This window comes from bacterium, from assembly GCA_021372515.1.
GTDB lineage: Bacteria > Gemmatimonadota > Glassbacteria > GWA2-58-10 > GWA2-58-10 > JAJFUG01.
The window spans coordinates 40,329-62,376 of the sequence record JAJFUG010000119.1; the positions used below are offsets into that span (position 1 = coordinate 40,329).

The 22,048-nt window shown below is 62.1% G+C and carries 17 protein-coding genes and 1 tRNA gene; 10 read left to right on the top strand and 8 right to left on the bottom strand.

What is annotated here, in order from left to right:
- The first annotated feature begins 34 nt into the window (after positions 1-34).
- Positions 35-712, top strand: a complete 678-nt coding sequence (gene yihA / locus LLH00_12020; protein ID MCE5271993.1) for a ribosome biogenesis GTP-binding protein YihA/YsxC — start codon at positions 35-37, stop codon at positions 710-712.
- Positions 709-1,779 carry a class I mannose-6-phosphate isomerase gene (locus LLH00_12025; protein ID MCE5271994.1) on the top strand — a complete coding sequence of 357 codons (1,071 nt, stop codon included), beginning with the start codon at positions 709-711 and terminating at the stop codon, positions 1,777-1,779. The genes yihA and LLH00_12025 overlap by 4 nt, the downstream gene beginning before the upstream one ends.
- Before the next feature lie 268 nt (positions 1,780-2,047).
- Here the strand turns inward: LLH00_12025 and LLH00_12030 are convergent, their stop codons facing one another.
- Together LLH00_12030 and LLH00_12035 are read right to left on the bottom strand one after the other, a co-directional pair.
- Positions 2,048-3,865, bottom strand: coding sequence for a dockerin type I domain-containing protein (locus tag LLH00_12030; protein ID MCE5271995.1), 1,818 nt, complete (start codon positions 3,863-3,865; stop codon positions 2,048-2,050).
- A 337-nt stretch (positions 3,866-4,202) separates the two neighbouring features.
- A complete protein-coding gene (locus LLH00_12035) occupies positions 4,203-5,966 on the bottom strand; it encodes a CocE/NonD family hydrolase (GenBank protein ID MCE5271996.1) in 1,764 nt (587 codons plus the stop codon).
- 377 nt (positions 5,967-6,343) lie between these two features.
- On the opposite strand from LLH00_12035, the gene LLH00_12040 reads away from it, so the two are divergent.
- Positions 6,344-6,757, top strand: coding sequence for an Ig-like domain-containing protein (locus LLH00_12040; GenBank protein ID MCE5271997.1), 414 nt, complete (start codon positions 6,344-6,346; stop codon positions 6,755-6,757).
- An 89-nt stretch (positions 6,758-6,846) separates the two neighbouring features.
- Here the strand turns inward: LLH00_12040 and LLH00_12045 are convergent, their stop codons facing one another.
- From LLH00_12045 to LLH00_12065, 5 genes are all read right to left on the bottom strand, one after another.
- Complete coding sequence (locus tag LLH00_12045; GenBank protein MCE5271998.1) at positions 6,847-8,904, bottom strand: PEGA domain-containing protein; 2,058 nt, start codon at positions 8,902-8,904, stop codon at positions 6,847-6,849.
- Between the two features lie 65 nt (positions 8,905-8,969).
- On the bottom strand, positions 8,970-10,133 hold the full coding sequence (locus LLH00_12050) for a hypothetical protein (GenBank protein ID MCE5271999.1): 1,164 nt from the start codon (positions 10,131-10,133) through the stop codon (positions 8,970-8,972).
- Between the two features lie 7 nt (positions 10,134-10,140).
- Entirely contained in the window at positions 10,141-10,749 is a 609-nt protein-coding gene (locus LLH00_12055; GenBank protein MCE5272000.1) for a hypothetical protein, read from the bottom strand.
- A 398-nt stretch (positions 10,750-11,147) separates the two neighbouring features.
- Entirely contained in the window at positions 11,148-11,582 is a 435-nt protein-coding gene (locus LLH00_12060) for an arsenate reductase ArsC (GenBank protein ID MCE5272001.1), read from the bottom strand.
- A 163-nt stretch (positions 11,583-11,745) separates the two neighbouring features.
- Complete coding sequence (locus LLH00_12065; protein ID MCE5272002.1) at positions 11,746-13,437, bottom strand: LamG domain-containing protein; 1,692 nt, start codon at positions 13,435-13,437, stop codon at positions 11,746-11,748.
- A 186-nt stretch (positions 13,438-13,623) separates the two neighbouring features.
- On the opposite strand from LLH00_12065, the gene LLH00_12070 reads away from it, so the two are divergent.
- The 7 genes from LLH00_12070 (at position 13,624) to LLH00_12100 (ending at position 20,134) form a co-directional block, all read left to right on the top strand.
- A tRNA-Leu gene (locus tag LLH00_12070) sits at positions 13,624-13,708 on the top strand.
- Positions 13,709-13,742: 34 nt separating this feature from the next.
- Positions 13,743-15,023 carry a trigger factor gene (gene tig / locus LLH00_12075; GenBank protein MCE5272003.1) on the top strand — a complete coding sequence of 427 codons (1,281 nt, stop codon included), beginning with the start codon at positions 13,743-13,745 and terminating at the stop codon, positions 15,021-15,023.
- Positions 15,024-15,042: 19 nt separating this feature from the next.
- Complete coding sequence (clpP, locus tag LLH00_12080) at positions 15,043-15,627, top strand: ATP-dependent Clp endopeptidase proteolytic subunit ClpP (protein MCE5272004.1); 585 nt, start codon at positions 15,043-15,045, stop codon at positions 15,625-15,627.
- 36 nt (positions 15,628-15,663) lie between these two features.
- Positions 15,664-16,929 (top strand): ATP-dependent Clp protease ATP-binding subunit ClpX, encoded by a 1,266-nt coding sequence (gene clpX, locus LLH00_12085; GenBank protein ID MCE5272005.1) that lies wholly within the window; start codon positions 15,664-15,666, stop codon positions 16,927-16,929.
- Between the two features lie 61 nt (positions 16,930-16,990).
- Positions 16,991-17,623 (top strand): PqiC family protein, encoded by a 633-nt coding sequence (locus tag LLH00_12090; GenBank protein ID MCE5272006.1) that lies wholly within the window; start codon positions 16,991-16,993, stop codon positions 17,621-17,623.
- Entirely contained in the window at positions 17,620-18,399 is a 780-nt protein-coding gene (gene murI / locus LLH00_12095; protein ID MCE5272007.1) for a glutamate racemase, read from the top strand. The genes LLH00_12090 and murI overlap by 4 nt, the downstream gene beginning before the upstream one ends.
- A 256-nt stretch (positions 18,400-18,655) precedes the next feature.
- The gene (locus tag LLH00_12100) at positions 18,656-20,134 is read left to right on the top strand and encodes a penicillin-insensitive murein endopeptidase (protein MCE5272008.1); all 1,479 of its coding nucleotides are present in this window, start codon (positions 18,656-18,658) and stop codon (positions 20,132-20,134) included.
- A gap of 16 nt (positions 20,135-20,150) precedes the next feature.
- On the opposite strand, the gene LLH00_12105 is transcribed toward LLH00_12100, so the two are convergent.
- Positions 20,151-21,452 carry a hypothetical protein gene (locus LLH00_12105; protein ID MCE5272009.1) on the bottom strand — a complete coding sequence of 434 codons (1,302 nt, stop codon included), beginning with the start codon at positions 21,450-21,452 and terminating at the stop codon, positions 20,151-20,153.
- Between the last annotated feature and the right edge of the window lie 596 nt (positions 21,453-22,048).

Here is a 22,048-nt window from a genome sequence, read left to right on the forward strand (position 1 = left end):
CCCGTTCGATTACACATTTCCTGTGGGGACCCGGATGGACTCGAAGAAGGCCAGCGGCCAGAAAATCAAATCCGTCGAGCCGGCCGGGGCTTTCTGGCGGCCGGGAGACAATCCGCCGGACGACCTGCCCCAGGTGGCGTTCGCCGGGCGCAGCAATGTGGGCAAGTCCACGCTCATCAACAAGCTGTGCGGCCGTCACAAGCTGGCCGCGGCGAGCGGCACTCCGGGCAAGACCCGTAAGCTGCATTTCTTTCTGGCCAACAGTGTATTCTACCTGGTCGACCTGCCGGGCTACGGTTTCACCAAGCTGCCGGTCGAGGTGCGCGAGAAGTGGCAGCGCCTGATCGAGGGCTACCTGGAGCGCAGCCGCGGCCTGCGCGGAGTGGTCTGCCTGGTCGACAGCCGCCATATCCTGATGGACAGCGACCGTAAGATGCTGCACTACCTGGCCGGGAAGGGCATTCCCACGCTGGTCGCCCTGACCAAGGCCGACAAGCTGAAACGCGCGCAGCAGTCCCAGGCTGTGGCAACTCTGCTCAAGGAAATGGGCGGTGCGCTGGAGCGCGGACAGGTGCTGCTCACCTCCTCCACCAGCGGCCTGGGGATGACGGAGCTGGAGCAGGCCGTGCTGGAGCTGGTCGCTCCGCAGGCTGACGAGACGCCGGGCGGCACATCCGTGGGACAACAAATTCAGAGGGATGATCGAGAATGACCAAAGAGAAACTGTACCCGTTTCTGCTCGCCCCCATTTTCAAGGAGAAAATCTGGGGCGGCCGTCTGATGCAGAGCGTGCTGAACAAGGACCTGCCGGATGGGAAGATGATCGGCGAGAGCTGGGAGCTCTCGGACTACCGGGGTGATATCACCGCACCGGTCAACGGCCCCCTGGCCGGGGCGCCGTTCCACGAGCTGTACCTCAAATACCCGCAGGAGATTCTGGGCCGGGTGCCAGCGCCGGGGGAGGTGTTTCCGCTGTTGACCAAGTTCATCGACTCGAACCAGCTCCTCTCGCTGCAGGTGCACCCCAGTGACTCCTACGCCCTGGAGCATGACGGCGAGTACGGGAAGACCGAGTGTTGGTACGTGGTGTACGCCAAGCCCGGGGCCACGGTGGTGCGCGGCCTGACCGCGGGGGTGACGCGGGAGGCGTTCCGCCGGGCGCTCGAAACCGGCGCGGGGCTGGAAGAGATGCTGGTCAGCCATCCGGTGGCGGAGGGTGATTTCCTGTTCATGCCCACCGGGGTGGTGCACGCCATAGGCGAGGGCACGATCATCCTGGAGATCGAGCAGAACTCCGACATGACCTACCGTCTGAGCGACTGGGGACGCCTGGGTGCGGATGGCCGCCCGCGGCCGCTGCACCTGGGCAAGGGCCTGGACGTGACCGATTTCGAGGACCGCACCGAGGCCAAGGCCGCGGGCCTGAGCTACCACGAGGCCGGCAACAGCTTTACGCACTACTGCTCCTGCCGTTATTTCAGCGCCGAGGTGCTGGACCTGGAGAGCACGCTGCGCCTGGACACCGGTGGCGGCACGTTCTTCGTGCTCACCCTGGTGCGGGGCACGGCGGAAATTTGCGGGGAGAACGGGGAGAAAGTGGAGGCGCGCACCGGGGACACGGTGTTCCTGCCGGCGCAGCCCCAGGGTGCAACAATAACGCCTGGGCACGGCTGCCGGATCGTAAAGGCCTACATCGACCCGACCCACCGCCGCTTCATCGAGCCGCTGTTGCGCAAGGGTTTCCCGCTGGAGCAGATCGAGCGCTACATCCAGCGCTGAGGCGCGGGGATGAAATATCCGGGAAGTTTGATACATCCGAAAGGGCGAACCTCACGTTCGCCCTTTTTTATTCCATAGAATCCCCCCGTCCCGGCTGCGGAAAAGGGGAGACCCGCACACAGCGGTTGTGGGATAGGGGGGGATTTATGAGCCAGGCCGCATGCCGGGGTAAGTGCCTCCCCCTTTGACCAAGGGGGAGCGAGGGGGATTTATCTCAATAAATAGGGGCACGGCGCGCCGTGCCCCTGCAATCAATTCAAAGCTTTGGTTATAGTAGGCCTCTGGCCAGGGCCACGGCGTCCGCCGCGCTGCAATGGCCGTCCGCGTTGAAATCAAGCGCTGCGTTGTAGGGCTCGGTAAGGCTTTTCAACAACAGGCTGAGTATGTCCAGCAGCCCCACTTTACCGTCCCCGTTCACATCCCCGTTCAGCACGTTGAACGAGGCCGGGGCGCTGGCGTAATCGGCGGGCCAGTAGGTGGTGTTCCACTTAAGGTCGCGGACGCGCATGTAGTAGAAAACCTGCGTCCCGGCGGGGAACCCCGGAATACCGCCGCTGTAGCGGCTGTCCGCCCCGGCGGTCATCGTCACGCGCTGGTAGATTGTGTCAGTCGCGGCGCGATAGTAGAGATAAACGTCCATCAGATGCTCATCGCTCACCTGCGCGTTAACTGTGTAGGGGCCGTGGGTGTCCGCGCTGCTGGCCGGGCCGGCGGCGCCCTGGATCGAGGGCGCGGTTGAATCGGGGTCGATGATCGCGGCGGAGGTTTCGCGCATGTAGCCGGCCGGGAGGGAGCGGTCCTGAGGCGCAGTGCCCTCGGCCCAGACCGTGGCGAAACCCGAGTGCCAGCCGGACCAGTCGGACCAGGCGCCGGAGCTGTCGCGCTGGCGCACCCGCACGAAATGCAGCGTGTTGGGGGCCAGCCCGTTCTGTCCCGCGCGCGGCCCGCTGAACGCGCCGGAGAGCGTGTCTACTGTAACCTGGTTGGCCGCGCCCTCAACCGCTCCGCGCCAGACCACGGTGCAGTCGAGCTTGGGATTGTCGTAGCGCGTCACCACCCCGTCAATGGTCTGGATTGCGCGCATGGGCAGCTGACGGCCCTCGGCGACCTCCACCTCCCAGCCCGCCTGGACGGCATCCATCGCATCCCCGGTGAACCCGCTTTTTACTATCACCGGGTTCGGCCCGGTGCGCAGCGGCCCCACCGGCTCGGTGCTCATCACCAGGTCATCATAGAAACGGCTCTGGCGCCTGGGGCTGCCGCCGTTCCAGTAGCAGTCCCACATCATGGCGTTGATCGTTTGTTCGCGATAGCCGGAGGCAATGTCGTGCCCGGCCACGTCGCAGATCAGGAGGCCATCCGCCCAGGCCTGCAGACGGTCGGAGTTACGGCCCTCGCCCAGGCTGAGCCGCATCTCATAGTGCACCCAGCGGCCCACGTTCTGCGCCTCTGAGTAGAAAAAGTCCGTGTAGTGGTTGGGCACCCAGTCGCGGTGCGCGCCGGGGGCCTTGGTGCTGGCCTCCATCGAGAGGTGCCCGTCCAGCCCGTCGGTCCAGAAATAGACCGCGTAGATGGAGTTGTAATCGCCGTAGCCGTAGCAGCGCATCCGGGCGTTCTTGTTCGGCCAGTAGCCGTCCCGCGGCTGGAAGCCCTCCTCGTACTTGTGGTACCAGCGCGCCACCAGGGTGGTGCAGGGTTTTTTCTGGTCGTCCGGAATGCTGGAGGTGAACATTGGCGAGTCACCGAAGAAGCGCATGGCCCAGCCCGCGCTGCCCGGGTCCTCGCCCGCGCCGTATTCGGTCAGGGGCAGGTACTCCTGCTGGATCGAGTGCTTTCCGCTCAGCGGGTCGCGCGTGGAGATGTCGAAATGGCCGTTGTTGGTGCTCACGTCCTGGAAACGCTCCGAAAGCCGGGTGATCTTTTCCAGGTCCTCGGTGAAGAATACGCCGGGCAGCGAGTCCAGGCGCACCGATTCCAGCGGCTTGACCCGCTCGACTTTCGGGACCGCGGGCGCGGCGAGGGCGACGGTAAGGCAGACAAGGCTTGACAGGATGAGCAGTGCAATCAGGTTACGGACAGCGGACATATACTGGCTCCTTATGGGGTCGTTAGTGGCGGGGCTTTGAAGCAGGCTGTCCGGATGGGAGTCAAGAAACGTGCCTGGCGGAGAAGACGAGATAACTTATTGAAGGACAAGCAAGACACAATTGATGCGTTTTGCCGAATTCTCATTCTTTATTATTGCTTTCTCATATTTGTAAAAAAGCCCCAGCTGTGGAGGGCCGGGGCGGAAAAAAGCCGGAGCGGTGAGACGTGTCCGCTCCGGCATATCGCAGCAATGTTTTTACGATAAGGTTCTCTGCGTGCAATCTAAGGACCCCGGAAGGCGGTGAGCGCCTGGGGCCGGCCTCCCTCTTTCCCGCTCAGTTGGGCATCAGCGACAGGATCAGCCGCGAGGGGTGCTCCTTGTCGTGGAATACGGTCTGGTCCGCAAGCTTGAACTCGGTCTTGCCCGCGAAATCCGGCCCGGGGGTGTTGAGGTTGCGGTCATAGCGCGGGAAATTGCTGCTCGAAACCTCCACGCGCAGGCAGTGCCCAGCCTGGAACATGTTGGCCGTGGGAGTCAGCTCGATGGTGAGCTTTGTGCTCTGGCCGGGGACCAGTTCTTCCCAGCGGTCAAAGCCGCCCCTGAACGGGGCGCGCAGGATGCCGGAGCTGATGTTGATCGCCTTGCCCGCGGGGTCGACATCCACCAGCTTGGCGGTGAAATCGGTGTTGGTGGCGCTGGAGGCGACCCAGAGCTCCAGGCTCACCGGGCCGATCACGGTCAGGGGCTTTTCCAGCGGGGCGCTGGTGTAGACAAGCACATCGTTGCGCAGTTCCACCGGGCGCTGGTCGTAGGGACCCTCGGTTACGATGGACACGTTGCAGCAGTCATTGCCGCCCAGGGTGGGCACGGGGTCATCCGGATTGTAGGTGTAGGTGTCGGGGCGCTCCTTGGCCGCCGGGGCGCGACGGTCCAGCCGGCCATCCCCCATGAGGCTGTTGGCCCCTTTCTTCGCATGAAGGAAGAACTCCCCCGGCGCGGCTTCCGCCGGCGGCCAGGCGTCGTAATCGTGCCAGGCGCCCTCGCCCATCACGTACAGGCGCACCGGTTTGTCCTTGTCCAGGCCGTTCTGCTCACCCTTGAGCCAGTAGTCGAACCAGCGCGCGGCCACGGGCGTCTCGTCGTACGACGCCTCCGCGCCGAAATCCACCTGGCCCGACCTGCGCATTCCGGTGGAGCCGTGGAACCAGGGGCCGATCACCAGACGGCTGCCGGAGCGGGCCGCCTCGGTGGCGCCCTTGGCGCGCAGGCCGTTGAAATTCTGGAGCGTCCCCTGCAGGAACACGTCGTACCAGCCGCCCATATTGAACGCGGGCACGCGTATCTTGTCGTAGGTGGCGGCGATGCTGAGCTTTTTCCAGTAGTCGTCGTAGGTCGGATGGGCCAGCCACTCGCCGTACCAGGGGACGTTGCGCCCCAGGGCCTTGGGGATGTCCGAAAGCGGCAGGGTGCGGAACAGCGCGTCCCAGTCGATGGGCTGGGCGGTCATGTCCTGGCCCACGCGGGCCGGGACGCTCAGAGCGCCCCACATGCTGTTGAAGCTCAGGGCGTAGGCCCCGCCCTCGTATATCCAGTGACGGTAGTAATCGCTGGCCGCCACCACGGTGAACATGCAGGCCAGGTGCTCGTTGGCCAGGCGCGCCGGGAGCCACTGGGTCGCGCCCACGTAGCTGCCGCCCTGGGTGCCGACCTTGCCGTTGGACCAACTCTGGGCGCCGCACCACTGCTGCGAGTCGTAGCCATCCGTTATCTCGTTGACGAACGGGACGAACGCGCCGTCGCTGTCGTACTTGCCCCGCACGTCCATCAGCACGCAGACATAGCCGCGCCTGGCCCACATGTAGCCCCCCTGCGGGTCGAAATTGTTGTAGGGGGTGCGCTCGAGAATCACGGGGAAAGTGCCGGCAGTGTCCGGGCGGTAGACATCCGCCGACAGCAGCACGCCGTCGCGCATCGGCACTTTCACGTCGAACTCGGCTTTCACCCGGTACTGTGGGGTGTCCGCGGCGTGCGCCGCGGCGCAGAGGCAGACAAGGAAGAGAACGGCAAGAACCGGGGCGAGAATCCTGGCTGAACGCATGGGCTGCTCCTTCCCAAAGGCCGGACTGCTTTGTAACGGTGTGCGTGGATTTTTGTCGAATGGATGCAGTTCAAAGCACAATTATAGACGCGAAAGCGGGCCGGGGCAAGGACAGTGTGTGGGCTTTCCCGACCCGTGTTCGGCGTGCGCGTCCGCGGGAGGGTCGGGACAAGCTGAACATAGCGCTTGAAGCGATGCAAACGTTGCGCAAGTTGGGGGTGTTTGTTGGATTTTTATCGAATTAAATGAATACAATATCCTGAATGCAATAAAAGAATTGTAATTTGGATGCAACATCTTTTGAGGCAATGCATAAAAATATCAGTATTACGTTCTGTAACAGAATGACAATCTCTGTTTCCGAAACTGGAGGCCCCATGCTTGGCAAGCTTCTGGCGGTCGCGGCTGTGGTGCTGTTAACAGGTACTGCTTCGGTCAGTCTGCAAGCCCAGGAACTCTCGGTGGAGAACCTTCCCCCGGTGGTGGTGCGCACCGTGCCGCAGTCCGGGGACACGGCGGTGGATGCCGCGACTGTGAAGACTGTCCGCATCACGTTCAGCAAGCAAATGAATGCCAACAGTTTCTCGCTGGTGCAGATGTCGCCGGAGTCGTTCCCGAAGCTGGAGGGACAGCCGAAATTCAATGCGGATGGCCTGACCTGCGAGGCGGCGGTGACGCTGGAGCCGGGGAAAACCTACGTGATCTGGGTCAACAGCCAGAAATTCGCCGGGTTCAAGGATGCCTCCGGCAAGAGCGCGATCCCGTACCTGCTGGTGTTCAAGACCAAGTAGATTTGCAGTTTGAAGTTACCCGGATTGAACCGGGTGAATGCGAGAAGGGGAGGGCCGTACAGGGCTCTCCCCTTTTTACTGGCAGGAAGTCAATCCGCCGGGTGAAGGTCGCGGGCGCAGCGGAAACCCACGTATCGGTTGGAGCTCACCGGGTAGAGGCCATCCCGGCTGAGCAGCGAGGGGTCCTCCTGGTTCACGTAGTAGCTGCCGCCGCGGAAAACCCGGTACAGCCGTGTGCTGTCGGTCCAGGCCTCGACCCACTCGGCCACGTTGCCCACCAGATCCAGCACTCCGAAACGGCTGCGGTCCTTGGGGAAAGAACCCGCGGGCTGCGGGCCGCCGTGGCCCTCGCTCCAGATATTGGCCGAGCCGGGGATGTAGCTCTCGCCCCAGGGGAAAGCCCGCTCGCGAGTATCCATGCCGGCGCGCTCCCACTCGGTTTCAGTCGGAAGGCGCTTGCCGCTCCAGAGGGCGAAAGCGGCGGCATCCTCCCAGCTCACCCCGGTCACCGGGAATTCCTCCTCGCCCGCGGGAGCCGAGCCGCCTTTCCAGAGCGCGGGGGCCTTGCGCTTGGTCGATGAGACAAAGTAGGCGTACTGACGGTTGGTCACCTCGTGCAGGTCGAGGTAGAACGAGTCCACGGGCAGGCTTTCACCGCTTTCGGTGGTGAGGCTGCCAGCCGGGATCAGGGCCATGCCCTCGGTCGGAAGGTCGAAATTGCCGCGCTCCAGCGTGAGGCTCACCTCTATGTCCTTACCCGGTTCCACGGTCACCGCCTTGCTCGCCGAGCCGTAGCCGGTCAGGCGCAGGCTGAGCGTGTGGGCGCCGGCGGGAAGGCGGGTCAGGCTCCAGGGCGTGACCGGCCCCAGCCGCACCCCGTCCAGGAATATGTCCGCGCCCGCGGGGTTGGAGCGTACGAGCAGGCTGCCCGGATAGGGGGTCAGCTCGATCGAGAGCGTGCTGTCGCGGTCGAACGCGACCTCCACGGTTTTCTGCCAGGTCTCGAAGCCCGGGCAGGTGGCCACGACACGGTGCGGGCCCTCGGCGAAATCCTGCAATGTGATCCGTCCCGTGCCCTGCACCTGAAAAGTGAGGGTGTCCACCCGCACGCTGACATCCGGCTGGCTGGTGATTATGGTCAGCCGCCCGGTGCGGCGCTCCAGGCTGAACTTGTACTTTGTGAGCACATCCGGGACCACGTTCACCGAGTCGTCGATCTCCTTGTAGCCCTCCAGGCCGATCAGCAGGGGGTGACGGCCCGCGGCCAGGTCCTCCATGCGCACCGGGGTGCGGCCGGCATCCAGCCCCGAGATCCAGACCAGGGCCCCGGCCGGCTCGCTCTCGATCAGAACTCCGCCGGTGGGGCCGCTCGAGGCCCCCAGGGAAGGCGGCGCAGGCAATCTACTGCCCGAGGATTTCTGCGCGTTCAGTCCCGCGCCCTCCAGCACCAGCCAGGCGCCCTGGCCCAGCGGGCCGCCGGCAACTTTCATCAGTGGGGTGAGGCTGCAAGTGCGGGCTGCGGCATCCGCCACCCGGTAGCGCGCCGAGCGCGCCGGTCGCTGCGCCCAGGCGGGAAGGGAGCGCTCGGCCGGGTCGAGCTCGGCCACGGTCAGTTCCTGTCCGGGCAGGAGGCCGTCCTCCAAGCCCGCCTCCGCGGTCAGGGTGTCGCCGTGCACGCCGCTTATGCGCGCGGTGAGCGGGAAATGGGCCAGCACGGCGCGGGCCAGGCTACGCACCGCCGAGGCGACCCCCGCCACGCCCCCGCTCTGCTGCACGCTTTCGGAGGCGCGCACCTCGCCGGTCTCGGAATCCACCACCCGCGCGGTGAGGATGAACAGGCTGTCCAGGCGCGAGACGCTGCCGGTCAGGACATAGCGGCTCTCGAGCAGCTCTCCCAGACGGCGCAGGCTGCGCTCATCCACCAGGTCGCGAAACCGCGCCGACTGGCGCTGCATTTTGTACAGGCGTCCGGTTTCCTCGAGGAGAGTCAGCCGTCCGGAGCGGGCCAGCTCCGAGCGCAGCATGTCACTCACGCTGGCGGCCAGGCTGGGGTCCACCCCCAGGGCCTGGAACTCCTGCACGGAGAGCAGAAGTCCCTCGTCCCTGGACTGTTGCGCCCGCAGCGTTCCGTCGGGACAGAAAGCCAAAAGCCCCCATGCAAGGATGAGGGCCGAGATGGGGGCAGTGTTTTTGATCCGGCACAGAGTCATGGTCATCGGGCGAAAAAGAATTTGTCCCCGGCCGCGGGTGCGGGTCCAAGGGTGAGGTCAAGGCGCTCGCGCAGCTCGCGGGCGAAACGGGGCAGGGTCTCCAGGCGGATTTTCCGCAGGCCGTCCTGCGTCGCCCGGGTCTCATCCGGCCCGAAACCCTTGGCCGTGTAGTCGAAAGAGGCGACCATTTCCCCGCTGACCGGGCTGGAAAGCTGCAGCGAGAGGTTCCACAGGCAGACCTTGAACCCGTCCTCCAGCGCGGTCACTCCCGCACGGACACATTCGGCGCGCAGGCGGGGAAGAGCCGCGGCCCCGGCCGCGGAATCGGTCAGCGGGGAGAACCCCTCCAGAAGTATAGACGAATAGAGTGTCTGCCGCAACACTTCCGGGAACGGCCCGCTGTCCGAGCTGTCGAAACGCAGAACAAGCGTGCGCAGCTCCAGGCCGCTGTGGAACGCGGCCCCGCCCAGCTCGCGGGCCAGCTCATCGCGGCGGGAGGGCTCGGGCAGGTAGGCCTGCGACGGTCCGCCCAGGTGCTCCAAGGCCTCGCGGTAGAGGCTTAAGGCGCTGTGGATATCACCCTCGTGCTCCATCCGCTTGCCCTGGTCCAACAGGCTTTCCGCCCGGCTTATCCTTTCGGACGATTCCTGTTCCAGTTTCATTCGCGCTTTCTCCAATGCATCCTGCGGGAGACGGACCAGGAGGTGCGCCTCGTAAGCTGTTTTCCGGCCCCCGGCATCCTGACGGGTGGTCTTCTCGTACCAGGTTTCGAGCCTTTTGAGGCCCTCGAGGCGGGCCACACCGCTTAAGACGAGACGGTCCTGGAGCAGAAAGCCGGCCTCGCTGCGCAGCCTCTCGTAGGAGAATGCGGCGCTGAGTCCCGCGGCGGCCACGGCCTGGGCCACCGCATCCGCGGCGGCGTCCTGCTCGGCCGCCTCCAGGCTCGCCTCACCGCTGGCGCGGCCCACGAAATACATCCAGCGTCGGTCCGATTCCGGCACCCGGGTCACCCAGTCGGGACGGGAACGCGCGGAGCGCTCGACTTTCACGGTCTGCGCGCAGAGGGCATTCTTTGCCCAGGGCAGGCAGAAAAGTACCGCCGTCAGCAAAGCGGCGTAGAGCGCCACTCTCCGGCTGCGCCTGGTGCGTTTCGGGCAGTAGAGCATGTCCACCTCATTTGCTGGTGGGCAGACCCTTGTCCAGGCTGTCGATAACCTCCTGCGCCTGCGCGTCGTTCACCGAGCGCTGAAGGCTGTTCTGCGCGCTGGCGGCCAGGGCCACGGCGCGTTCGTACTCCTGCCTGGGGTAGCGCACCAGGGTGTAGACATTGTAGAAATAGCGGATGCCCTCGGGCGTGACCCGCTCGGTTTTCTCGGTGTAGGTCTCCAGCTCCTTGACCCCGTTGGCCACGGTGCGGCTCAGGATTTTCAGGCCGTCCTCGGTCACGCTGCCCACGTCCTCGCGGCTGGTGGCCAGGCCGTGCTCCACGCGGGCTTTCTTGTAGTCGACCAGGCCCTGGCTCTGGATCATCTCCAGCACCTGGCGCGTGGCGTTCGAGCGGGCGTCGGTGAGCCCGTCCTCCAGCGACAGCGCGCTGGTCTTGAACCCGCGGAAGAAGAAAAATTCCTTGTTCTCCTTGGGCACCTTGTTGACCCAGTCGGGCTTGTCGCCACTTTTTTCGATGATCCGCTCGCTGCCCAGGGCGCTCATCTTGTGGGCGGAGCAGCCGGCCAGCGCGGCCACGGCCAGTGTCAGCGTTAAAAGCAGGCTTCTGATATACATTTGTCCTCCTGCGGCGGGTGGATGGAATATCCGGTTGTTGCCTTACGGAGGGAGCAAATCACGTGCCAGTTGGGATATTGACAAGGGAGTTTGATGGGAGGCTGCCGGTCAGCAGAGAGGAGTAGACGTGGCAGGATTTATGGGAATGGTATAAAGGAAACTCCAGAGCGGCCTTCGGGCCGCCGCAGTTGCTTTTGGGGGCCGCGCATGTCTGAGCCCTCAATGCAAGATTGTGAATAAGGATGAAGCCGGGATTGTCGTAGGGGCGAGATATATCTCACCCCTACGAAATTCCTTGGCTCTGTGCTGGCCAGAAGGTCAGTCGAACGGAATGAGTTAGGTGAAAGGGTACCGGCCGGTCGTCCCAAAAGGCTAAAAAGCCGTGTGAAGCCGAATTATTAACACTGCAGGGTCTCCGGCAGGCGCTCCACGAAGGCGCGGATCTCATCCCGCACACGGCGGTAGATGTCCAGCACTTTCTCCGGCGTGTCCACCGTGTGCTTGAGCGCCACCGGGTCATCGAACGGGACGTAGACAGTCCGCCGCGCCCGGTGGAACGTGGGGTTCAGCCGCCAGACATTCGGACAGAGCACCACCACGCAGTCGAACGGCTGATGCTCGAACTCTGAGAAGCTCTTGGAGCGGGCCTTCGAGATGTCCACCCCGGCCTCGGCCATCACGGCCACGGTCTTGCCGCTCAGGCCCGCGGCGATCACCCCGGCCGAGAACGGTTCCACCCGGTCGGCCAGAAGATTGCGCGCCCAGGCCTCGGCCATCTGCGAGCGGCAGGCGTTGCCAGTGCAGAGGAACAGGATACGGAGTATGTCGCTCATTGCGGTTCCCGGTGAATTTGTTGAATCCCCCCAGCCCGGCTTTGGGAAAGGAGGGAGTTAAGGGCTCGGCAAGCGGGCGGGGCAAGCGCCTCCCCCTTTTTCAGGGGGATCGAGGGGGATTTATTCCAGATCATCAGGTACGGCGACGTCCAGCCTCTCAGCGCTATCTCAGCAGTATCCACTTGCGCTCGAGGATCATATCGCCGTCCGCATAGCAGCGGAAAAAATAAGTCCCGGATCTCTTGAATCGCTCTTGTAACTCCTGTGGTGTCAGAACGAAATTGTAGTTGCCGGGTTTCAGGGCCCCCTCGTAGGAGGTGAAAAGCTCCCGGCCCTCCTTGTCGAAGCATTTCACTGCCACCCGCCGGCTTTTACCGGCCTCGACCTTGAAGAGGAGTATCAGTTCGGAGGGACTGAACGGGTTGGTGCCATATGGCCGGACAAACGGCGCGGCCAGCGCCTGCGGGTCGACAAACTCCTCCGGAGTCAGGGCCCTGTCTGTCACTTGCAGGCAGTCGAACAGGGCGTAGACCCGCCCAGGAGTGGTAATCCAATCGTGGTCGGCGTTCTGGCCCAGGGTGAGCTGGATGCCGTGCAGGGCGCGCTCACCGTAGCGCGGCATCTCGAACGAGATCACGCTCCGTCCGTTCACGTAGATCGTGTGCCGCTTGCCCCGGCGGACCCAGGCCAGGTGGGTCCACTCGTTAAGCCGGAACACATCCGGCAGGTCGAACGTGATGTCGCCGAACTCGTGGAAATGCAGGCCCAGCGAGCTGTCGGGGTAATGGAACACCATCGGCCCGCCGCGCTCGCGGCTGCCCAGGCTGCTGTCCTGAGTCGAGCCGTCGAATATGAGCTGTACCAGGGGCAGCCCGGCTTCCGGCGCCTCGACCAGCTTGAACCAGGTTTCGATTGTGGCCTCGGGTCCCATCATGTAGTTCTGTACGTTGAGCTGGCCGCCCATCGCGGCCCAGGAATGCGCCCCGGGCGCGGCGCCACCCTCCACCACCTCGCTCAGCCGCAGTCCGGCGATAGCGCCTTCCTCGACCGAGAAAGCGGTGTTGAGCGGACCCAGGTACAGGCCGCGCCAGCCCTGCTCGAAATGCAGGGTAAGGTTGCTTATCTCGGGCGGGCCTCCGACTTCCGGCAGCGGCCGGACGTGGCTCGCCATGGGGCCGTGCCAGTCCGGGGAAACGGAGAGGTTCGACACGGCCAGGCCGACCGGCCCCGGGCCGCAGACTGTCGGGAGGCCCTCCGGCAACGCTCCGTCCAGGGTGTCCAGAGCCATGTAGACAATCGCGTGTCCGGCCCAGACAATTATTTTCCGGCCCTCGCGGGTCATCCGGTAATAGCGCTGGTCGTGAACATCCAGGCCCACGCCCTGGCCGGAGTAGGGGCGGCAGAGCCAGATTTCTTTCCCGTCCTTGAGCCGCAGGATGCCGTTCAGGTCGCCGTTGGTGCGGCAGAATGTGGCCAGCAGGGCGTTGGCGCTGTCGGCCACGATGCCGAACGCCAGGGCCCGGTAGTAAATTTTCCAGCTATAGGTGCTGTCGTTCTCCATCGGGTAGGCCGCGCCGCTGAACCCGGCCGTGGTGTGGAGCGTGAAATCCCCCCGCGTGCGGGCGGAGTCCAGGCGGAGCCAGTGGTTGAGCCAGCGGCCGGTGGAATCGCCGGGGGCGGTCATTCGGAGCGTACTGTCGGCTGTCTCCCAGCGGGCGGGGTCCTCCACGCTCCAGCCGCGCTGCGCGGGACTGGAGAAATCCACCCCTGCGGCGGGCGTGGCCGCGCGCAGCGACAGTGACGCGGAAAGAAAGACGAACAGACAGCTTATCCCGGAGAATTGTCTCAGCGGCATCGCCTCTCTCCCGGTGGCGGTTGGTTTATCTCAGGGAACGTAGATCGTAATAATATAGTGCCGCCTCACGAAGAGGTAGAAAAACCATGACATAATGCGGAAGTTCGGGAGGGGCTCAAGTCTTCCGGCTTGACACCATCGCCGCAATCTGGTATCTTTTGCTATTAAACTGATAATGCCGAGTTGGCGAAAGTGGCGAAACTGGAAGACGCGCAGGACTTAGGATCCTGTGGGGCGACCCGTGGGGGTTCGAGTCCCCCCTTTCGCACCAATGATCACACTCTCCAAGACAGGATAAGGCAGCTTTGGGAAACATCAAGGTTGAAGTCAAGAACGGCGGGCCGTGCGAGCGCACCCTGAGCGTGCAGATCGCGGCCGAGGAGTTCAATTCCGAGCGGGAAAAAGTGCTCCGTCAGTTCCGGAAAGAGGCCCGCATTCCGGGGTTCCGTCCGGGCAAAGTCCCGCTGGGCATGATCGAGAGCCGCTTCAAGGATTCCATAAAGGAAGAGACTGTCCAGAACCTGGTCTCCAACAGTTTCCGCGAGGCCCTGGAACAGGAAAAGATCAATCCGCTGGGCCAGCCGCGGGTGGAAAACCTCAACGTGGGCGAGGACAACAGTATCAGCTTCGACGCCACGGTGGAGGTCTTCCCCGAGCTGAAACTCGAGAAGTACACCGGTTTCGAGGTGGAGAAGAAGCTGCGCCAGGTGACGGATGAGGATGTGGAGCGGGCGCTGGCGGATGTCCGGGAGCAGAACGCGCATTTCGCCCCCAAGGAGGGCGCGGCGGAAAAAGGTGATTACCTGGTAATGACTTTCTGCGTCCTGAACGACGAGAGCGAGCCTGAGGAGGGCACCAGGCGCGAGAACCAGTTGGTCATGGCCGGCCATGAGGATCCCGCGGCCCTGTTCAGCCACGCCTTGGTCGGGCTGACCCCGGGCGAGGGCCAGGAGCTCACGGTTGATTTCCCGCCCGACTACTCCGAGGAATCGCTCAAGGGCCGCCGGGTGCGCTACCGGGTGGATGTGCAGAGCGTGCGCCAGAAAGTGCTGCCCGAGCTGGATGACAGTTTCGCCGCCCAGGTGAGCCACGCCGATACGCTGGATAAGCTGCGCGGGATCATCCGCCACAACATGGAGCACGAGATCGAGCACCGCGCCGCGCACCAGGTGGAGGATGACCTGCTGGCCCAGATCATCGCGGCCAACGATTTCGAGCTGCCCGGCTCGCTGATTGAGGACGCGGTCTCACGCCGCGCCGAGTACATCAAGCAGCAGAACCGCGGCCAGGATTTCGAGGAGGCCGAGCTGCGCAAGGCGGTCCGTCCGGGCGCGATCACCAGCCTCAAGCGCGAGTTCATCTTCCACGAGCTGAGCCACCGCGAGAAGATCGAGGTCAGCCCGGAGGATATCAGCGCCAAGATCGAGGAGTACGCCAGCCAGCTGGGCAAGCCGGTGGCCGAGGTGCAGAAGGATTTCCGCTCGGCCCGCTCGATGAACCAGTTGCGCTCGATGCTGCTCGAGGACAAGGTGCTGGACTTTCTGAAGAGCAACAACACGGTCCTCCAGACCGTGACCACGGAATAATGGAGACGCCACGATGACTCTGATCCCGATAGTGGTCGAAAAGAGCGGCTCGGTCGAACGGGCTTACGACATCTACTCGCGCCTTCTGCGTGACCGTATTATTTTCATTGGCACGGCGATCGACGACCAGGTGGCCAACCTGGTGATCGCCCAGCTTCTGTTCCTGGCGGCCGAGGATGCGGAGAAGGATATTTTCATCTACATCAACAGCCCCGGCGGCGTGGTCTCCAGCGGCCTGGCGATCTACGACACCATGCGCTTTGTCAAGCCGGACGTGAGCACGATGTGCGTGGGTCAGGCCGCCAGCATGGGTGCGTTCCTTCTGTCTGGCGGCACCAAGGGCAAGCGTTTCGCCCTGCCGCACGCCCGGGTGATGATCCATCAGCCCGCGGGCGGCACACAGGGGCAGGCCTCGGACTTGGAAATCTACACCCAGGAGATCCTCAAGACCCGTAAGCTGATCAACCAGGTGCTGGCCGACAACACCGGCCAGGACCTGAAGAGGGTGGAGAAGGACACGGACCGCGACTATTTCATGAGCGCGGAAGAGGCCAAGAAATACGGGCTGATCGATGAAATTATGGAACACCACCGTGACCGGTAGGTGATGGATCCAAACCCGAAAGACAAGTGAGACTTTATGAAAAACCGCCCGAATGGACCCACCAAAACCGGGTTGTTCTGCTCGTTCTGCGGCAAGAGCCAGAAACAGGTGCGCAAGCTGATTTCCGGGCCGAACGTGTTCATCTGCGATGAGTGCATCCACCTGTGCAACGAAATCCTGGTGGAGGACGAGTCGCGGCAGGCCCGCGAGAAGCCGCACCGTCTGCCCAGCCCGCAGGAGATCAAGGCGATCCTTGACCAGTACGTGATCGGGCAGGACCACGCCAAGAAAACCCTGTCCGTGGCGGTTTACAACCATTACAAGCGCACCGAGAACGAGGTCGCCACCGGGGATGTGGAGCTGGAGAAGAGCAATATCCTGCTGATCGGCCCGACCGGCGTGGGCAAGACTCTTCTGGCCCAGACCCTGGCCCGCCTTCTGCACGTGCCGTTCGCCATTGCGGACGCCACCACGCTGACCGAGGCGGGCTACGTGGGCGAGGACGTGGAGAACATCCTGGTGCGCCTGCTTCAGGCCAGCGACTACAACGTGCGCGAGGCCGAGCGCGGCATTGTCTACATCGACGAGCTGGACAAGATCAGCCGCAAGAGCGAGAACCCCTCGATCACCCGCGATGTGAGCGGAGAGGGCGTGCAGCAGGCCCTGCTCAAAATCCTGGAGGGCACGGTGGCCTCGGTGCCGCCCCAGGGCGGGCGCAAGCACCCGCAGCAGGAGTACATCCAGATCAACACCCGCCACATCCTGTTCATCTGCGGCGGTGCGTTCGCCGGCCTGGAACGCATAATCAAGCGCCGTATCGGCCAGCAGGCGATCGGGTTCGGGGCCAAGGCCACCGCGGCCTCGACCGGTGAGGACAGCAAGTACCATATTTTCCGGCGGGTGGAGCCGGAGGACCTGATCAACTACGGTCTGATCCCCGAGTTGGTGGGCCGTCTGCCGGTGGTGAGCCCACTGTCCGACCTGGACCGCGAAGCCCTGATCCGTATCCTGCGCGAGCCGAAAAACGCCCTGATCAAGCAGTACGCCAAGATGTTCGAGTTGGAGGGGATCAACCTCAAATTCGACCCCGAGGCCCTGGAGGCGGTGGCGGACACCGCCCTGAAGCGCGGCAGCGGGGCGCGCGGCCTGCGCGCCGTGCTGGAGGAGGCCATGCTCGACCTTATGTACGACGCCCCCTCGCGCAAGGACATCGAGGAAGTGGTGATCACGCGCAAGGTGATCGAGAACCGGGAAGAGCCGATATTCAGCCTCAAGGGCCGGGCGCAGAAAAGACAGGCCTGAGCCGGCCCGCGGCGCCCGTTGCGACGGGTTCCGGAGCGGCAACCGAAACCGGAGAAATCCCATGCCCATGTCCAGAGTGGTTACGCTGCTGCTGACAGTGGTCTGTCTGGGCCTTACCGCCTGTGGCTCGGTGCCGCCCACGCATTACTATTCCCTGGGCAGGATAGTGCCCGCCGAGGCCGCGTCCGAGGCCGCCCGCAGCGCTCTCAGCGTGGGGGTGGAGGATTTGACGGCCGAGGGGCTTTACGCGCGGGACAATTTCCTCTACCGTCAGGGCGGATACGAGATTCTGCCGGATTACTACCGCCGCTGGAGCCTTCCCCCGCACAAGCTGCTGGCCGACCTGGCCACGGACTATGTCCGGGCGCTGGGCCTTTTCCGCGAGGTCTACCGTCTGCCCTACCTGGGACGGGTGGACCGGGTGCTCCAGGGCCGGGTCCTGCGTTTCGAGGAGCTGAGCCCTGCCGCCGGGGCCGGGCCGCAGGTGCGGGTGGAGCTGGAGTTCAGCCTGTACGACCCTGCCGCCCGTCAGCGCCTCTGGCGCGCCGAGACCTCCTCCAGCGCCGCGCTGCCGGTCCAGCACAGCGCCGACCAGGTGGCCGCGGCCGTCGAGAAGGCCGTGGGAGACTGTCTCTCACAGGCCACCCACTCCTTGAGCGGGTACCTTTCCAACCCGGACGCCACCGGAAAATGATCGGTCTGTTCGATTCAGGACTCGGCGGTCTGGCGATCTGGCGCGAGGTGGACGCCCGTCTGCCGCGCGCTGACATCCTCTATCTCTCCGACAGCGGCGCATTCCCCTACGGACACCGTCACCCCGATTTCGTGCGCTCCAGGGCCGAGGCGATCACCCGCGAGCTGATCCGGCGCGGCTGCTCCCTGGTGGTGGTGGCCTGCAACACGGCCACGGTCACTTCGATCCGGGCCCTGCGCGAGGCCTTTCCCATTCCGTTCGTGGGCGTGGTGCCGCCGGTCAAGGTGGCGGCGCAGCACGGCGCCGGGCCGATCCTGGCCCTGACCACGGCCAACACGGCCGCCGGGCGCAAGTACATGGAGCTGCTGGAGGCCCACGCCCCGGGCCGTGCGGTGACCGGGGTGAGCCTCGACCTTCTGGCCCGGATCGTGGAGGACGGCTCCTACCGTGACCCCGAGGTGGCCGAGGCCGCGGCCCGGGCGATCCTCGAGCGCAGCGGCCCGCTGGAGCCGGGCACCCAGGTGGTGCTGGGCTGCACGCACTATACGTTCCTGCGCCGGGTGCTGGAGACCCGCCTGGGTGCGCCGGTGGTGGTGATCGACCCGGCGCCGGCCGTGGCCGAGCAGGTGCTGCGCCTGGTGCGCCAGCACGGGATCGCGGAGGCGGAGGCCGGGCGGCGGGAGTTCCTCTGCACCGGGGACACGCCGTCCATGCAGCGGTTCCTGCGCGAGGTGGTGGGGGTGGAGGGGGCGGCCGTACAGCGGGTGGAGGTGTGAGGGCTTAACAACGATTCTATTTCAATTCCAGGCTGTTTTCTCCGCTTTGCCATCCGGAAGTCCTCTCTATAACCAACGGCTCACAGTGAATCCCTGCCCCCTCGGACTGATAAAACGCTTCAAACGCTTTATAAAAATATTTTGCACTAAATGCGTAAAACGCACTATATCAACCATTTACGCTGGATATAATAAGCGTTTCCTGTTATATTAGGGCCATGTTCTCAAGCGGTCACATTCATCCGGAGAGGGAAACATGGCGCTATCGATGCAGAAAAAAGTCAGCGAAACAGTCAATCTGCTGGAACGGATACTCAAGCGGATCGATTCCCGGCTTTCTTCAGTCCCGCAGGACAAACGCGATTCCTACCTGCGCTCCTCCGCGAAAAGGGAGTTCAATTCAAGGCTGTCCGAGATCAAGCGCCTTGCCGAGCGCAACCTGGACAGTAACCCGCTGGAGGGCGCCAATGAGCTGCACCGCAAGGTCAAGGACTTCCACGATAAGATCAGCGCGCTGCCGGTAAGCCTCAAGTTGGTACGCGACGAGATCGCCGGAAACGAGACCAAAGTCTCGTACAGCGACCAGGTCAGCTTAAAGGCGGACACGGCCGCGGTCCAGGACAGCCTGAAACAGCTCGGCACCCAGACCGAGCAACTGAAAGAACAACTGAAACCTGTACTCCCCGCAGACAACTACAGTATCAATTGCGACAGCGCCACTTCCTGCACCTTCCCGCTCAAAGGCCCTGGCGGGACAGAGGTCAGTATCTCCATCGAGCACAAACCGGGCAGCGGCGGGCACAGCAAATCCACCAATCTCTTCAGTCCAATAGTCCTGGGCAAGCTGTCCTGCGAGGATGTGAAGGAAAGCACGGACACGGGGACGGAGTTTTCTTTCAAGCTGCCGGCGGACGGCAGCCAGGTGAAAGTCAAGTACAGTTGCGAGAACGTACCTCGCAGCAAGAGAATCTGGTGCGGCGAAAAGAAACTGACCCTCAAGTTCGGCAAGACGGTGATGAAGGAATTTACGGTTAAGGTGTTTTTCCCGGGCCTGTTGCCTCTCAATGTGAGCGGCACCTGCCTGGTACAGTACCAGGGTCCGGGTGAAAATGGCTACCATCATTCCGCGGACAGCCATTACGGGAAACAGGCGCTGCTGGACAAACTTTACGAGGTCTCCAGACGTTTCACGCATAGCTACCCGGCGAAGGTTTGGAAAAGCGCCAAAGCGGTCAGGGGGGATCGGAAGAATATGAGCTGGAATATGGAGGGGCTGCCGTTTTCTTTAAAGCCTTACATTCCAGGCGAGATGAGGACTTTTTACGAGATTAAGCAACCGCAGGTGATCAACTATACCGATTCCACCACGGTCGCATCTCTTGCCGGGAAGGATATCGAGGAGCAGGAGATGAAGATTTATATCAACGACATGAGCCTGCCCTCGGGGGGAGATTTCAGAATTGGTAATAGTATACTTTATGAAGATATTCAGAGTGGGCACAGCTCACATGATAAGGGTGAGGATGTGGATGTAAGCTTCAACAAGTTAAAATATAACTTTGGAGGGAATGAAAACGCAGACGGATTAGAAGAACAGAGATTGAAGCTTCAAGAATTGCTTATTGAAGTATTTGGAGAAAATTATGTGGATTTCCATGGCAGCAGTGATAATAGACACTGGCATTGCAGTCTTAAGGTTCAGAGAAACAAGAGAAGATATACAAAAAAGAATTAACGAATTGGATAATAATTCATTCATCCCAGTCAGAATAAAAGAATGGCCCTTGCCATTTGTCCTGATAGTGGTAGTAAATATAGTTTGCATCTCCTTCGTCGGCATGAACCAGTCCCTGGTGGATTGTGGCAGCCTTTGCCTCTGATACCATTTTTTCATCTGTCGCCAGCACTTTCCGCATGACTGTGGTGTCGGCTACAGAAAGGACCCATGAGAAAGAGATTTCCGGTAGAACGAGGCTTTCTATGTAAGCCGGCTCTTCGAGTATTTTATCAATCCGGTCCGTTTTGCCGTCTTTAAAAACAAGCACGTAACTGTTTCCATTTTCATAGCACAGTACGGCCCAGTCTGTCTTCCCCTGGGTGTAAAATTCTCCGGATATACAGTTTCGAGCGGTACCGCCCCAGGAGACCTGAGGAATCATGATATTCTTCCGTTCAAGATAACTTACTATGTCCTTGGGCATCTTCCTGAAATAGGCCGGCGGCAGCAGCAAGGTGTCCAGCGCCGGGACAAATAAATCCAAATCGCCCAATTCTGTTCCGGTATCATCATAGGAGTACAGCTTATGTAACGCGGCGAGGGTGCTGTCATCATAGTCGATCTTCGAATAATCCAACTCCCATAGATAATTGTGTTCTGCAGTCAGGTAATTGTATCCTTCCCCCAGCCCGATGTAGGAATCGACAATCCCCTGGTGGTCGATGCGGGAGGTATCCACCGCACTGTAATCCTCCGTGCGGAACAAACTCTCGTAGCGATCAAGATCATCTTTGTAGAAATCGTAGCTTCGAACCAGTTCTTCAGGTGTACCTATACGGAGCTGGCGGTTGAAAGCGGTTTGGCCCGGATAGTAGTGCGCCTCCCACTTGTCGGCCTTCTCGCGCGCCAGCTCCAGAGGTTTTGCCGTATCTCCCTGCGGAAAAACCAGGATAAAAATCGAGTCAGCGTGCAGGCAGAGCGCGGCATAGTCATCGCTGCCTGGGGCGGTGAACTGGCCGCGGATTATGTTGTGGGCGCGTTTGTGGGTCCAGCTCTGGGGTATCGTAATGCCACGCTGCCCGAGGTATGACTTGATATTGCCGGGCAGCAGCCGGAAGAACTCAGGCGGCAGTTTCAAGGTGTCGGGGCCCGCGGGTAGCGGAGGGTTGAACCTTTCGCGATAGCTGAAATCGAATGGGAGCGCTGTTTTAAGGCCGGTGTCCGGACGGGCTGCGGGGCCGCCCTGCGGCGCGGGAGCATTCCGCCCGGCCGGGCCGCCGCAGCCGGTGGCCAGCAGGCAGAACAGCAGCAGCATTACACCCGCAGGCTTTTTCATGCCGTGCTCCTGTTGTATTCATATGTAGAAGATACCACTACTCATACAGATTTTGGATGCCGTCGTTGCGATTATTCTCCAGATTTTTCAAAATCTGTCCGTAAGCTTTGAATAAGTATCTATAATATGAGCTTGTGTGATCATCAGTTGTATCGATTGGTTCGGATTTGAGTACGTCCAGCCGCCGTTTTACGGTCGCGCTGTCGACATTGTTGAAAAGCAGGCTGGCCAATTTTTCAAAGTTGTACTCACAATCCATTGGACAATTCAGATAATCAATAAAAACCACGTGCTCCAATGCCTCTAAATATCCGTACCGGTTACCAGCTCTCCAGCGGACCGCACTGAGCAACTCATAAGTCTCGCGAGTTTCGACAGCGTTCTCGCCAAAGGTGCGTGTATACTCATGGCTGCTGCATTCCAGTCTTTTTATTATTGAATCGATTGTGGTTGTACTCAGTGCTGTCCGGTTAAAATCTGAGCTGTAATCCCAACTGCCCGATATCTGGTTTAAGCAGTTTGAGGTTATCGGTTTTGAGTTTTAGAACTTCAATGATATCAACATATTCCAGCAACACCTCGCCGATGACGCGTAC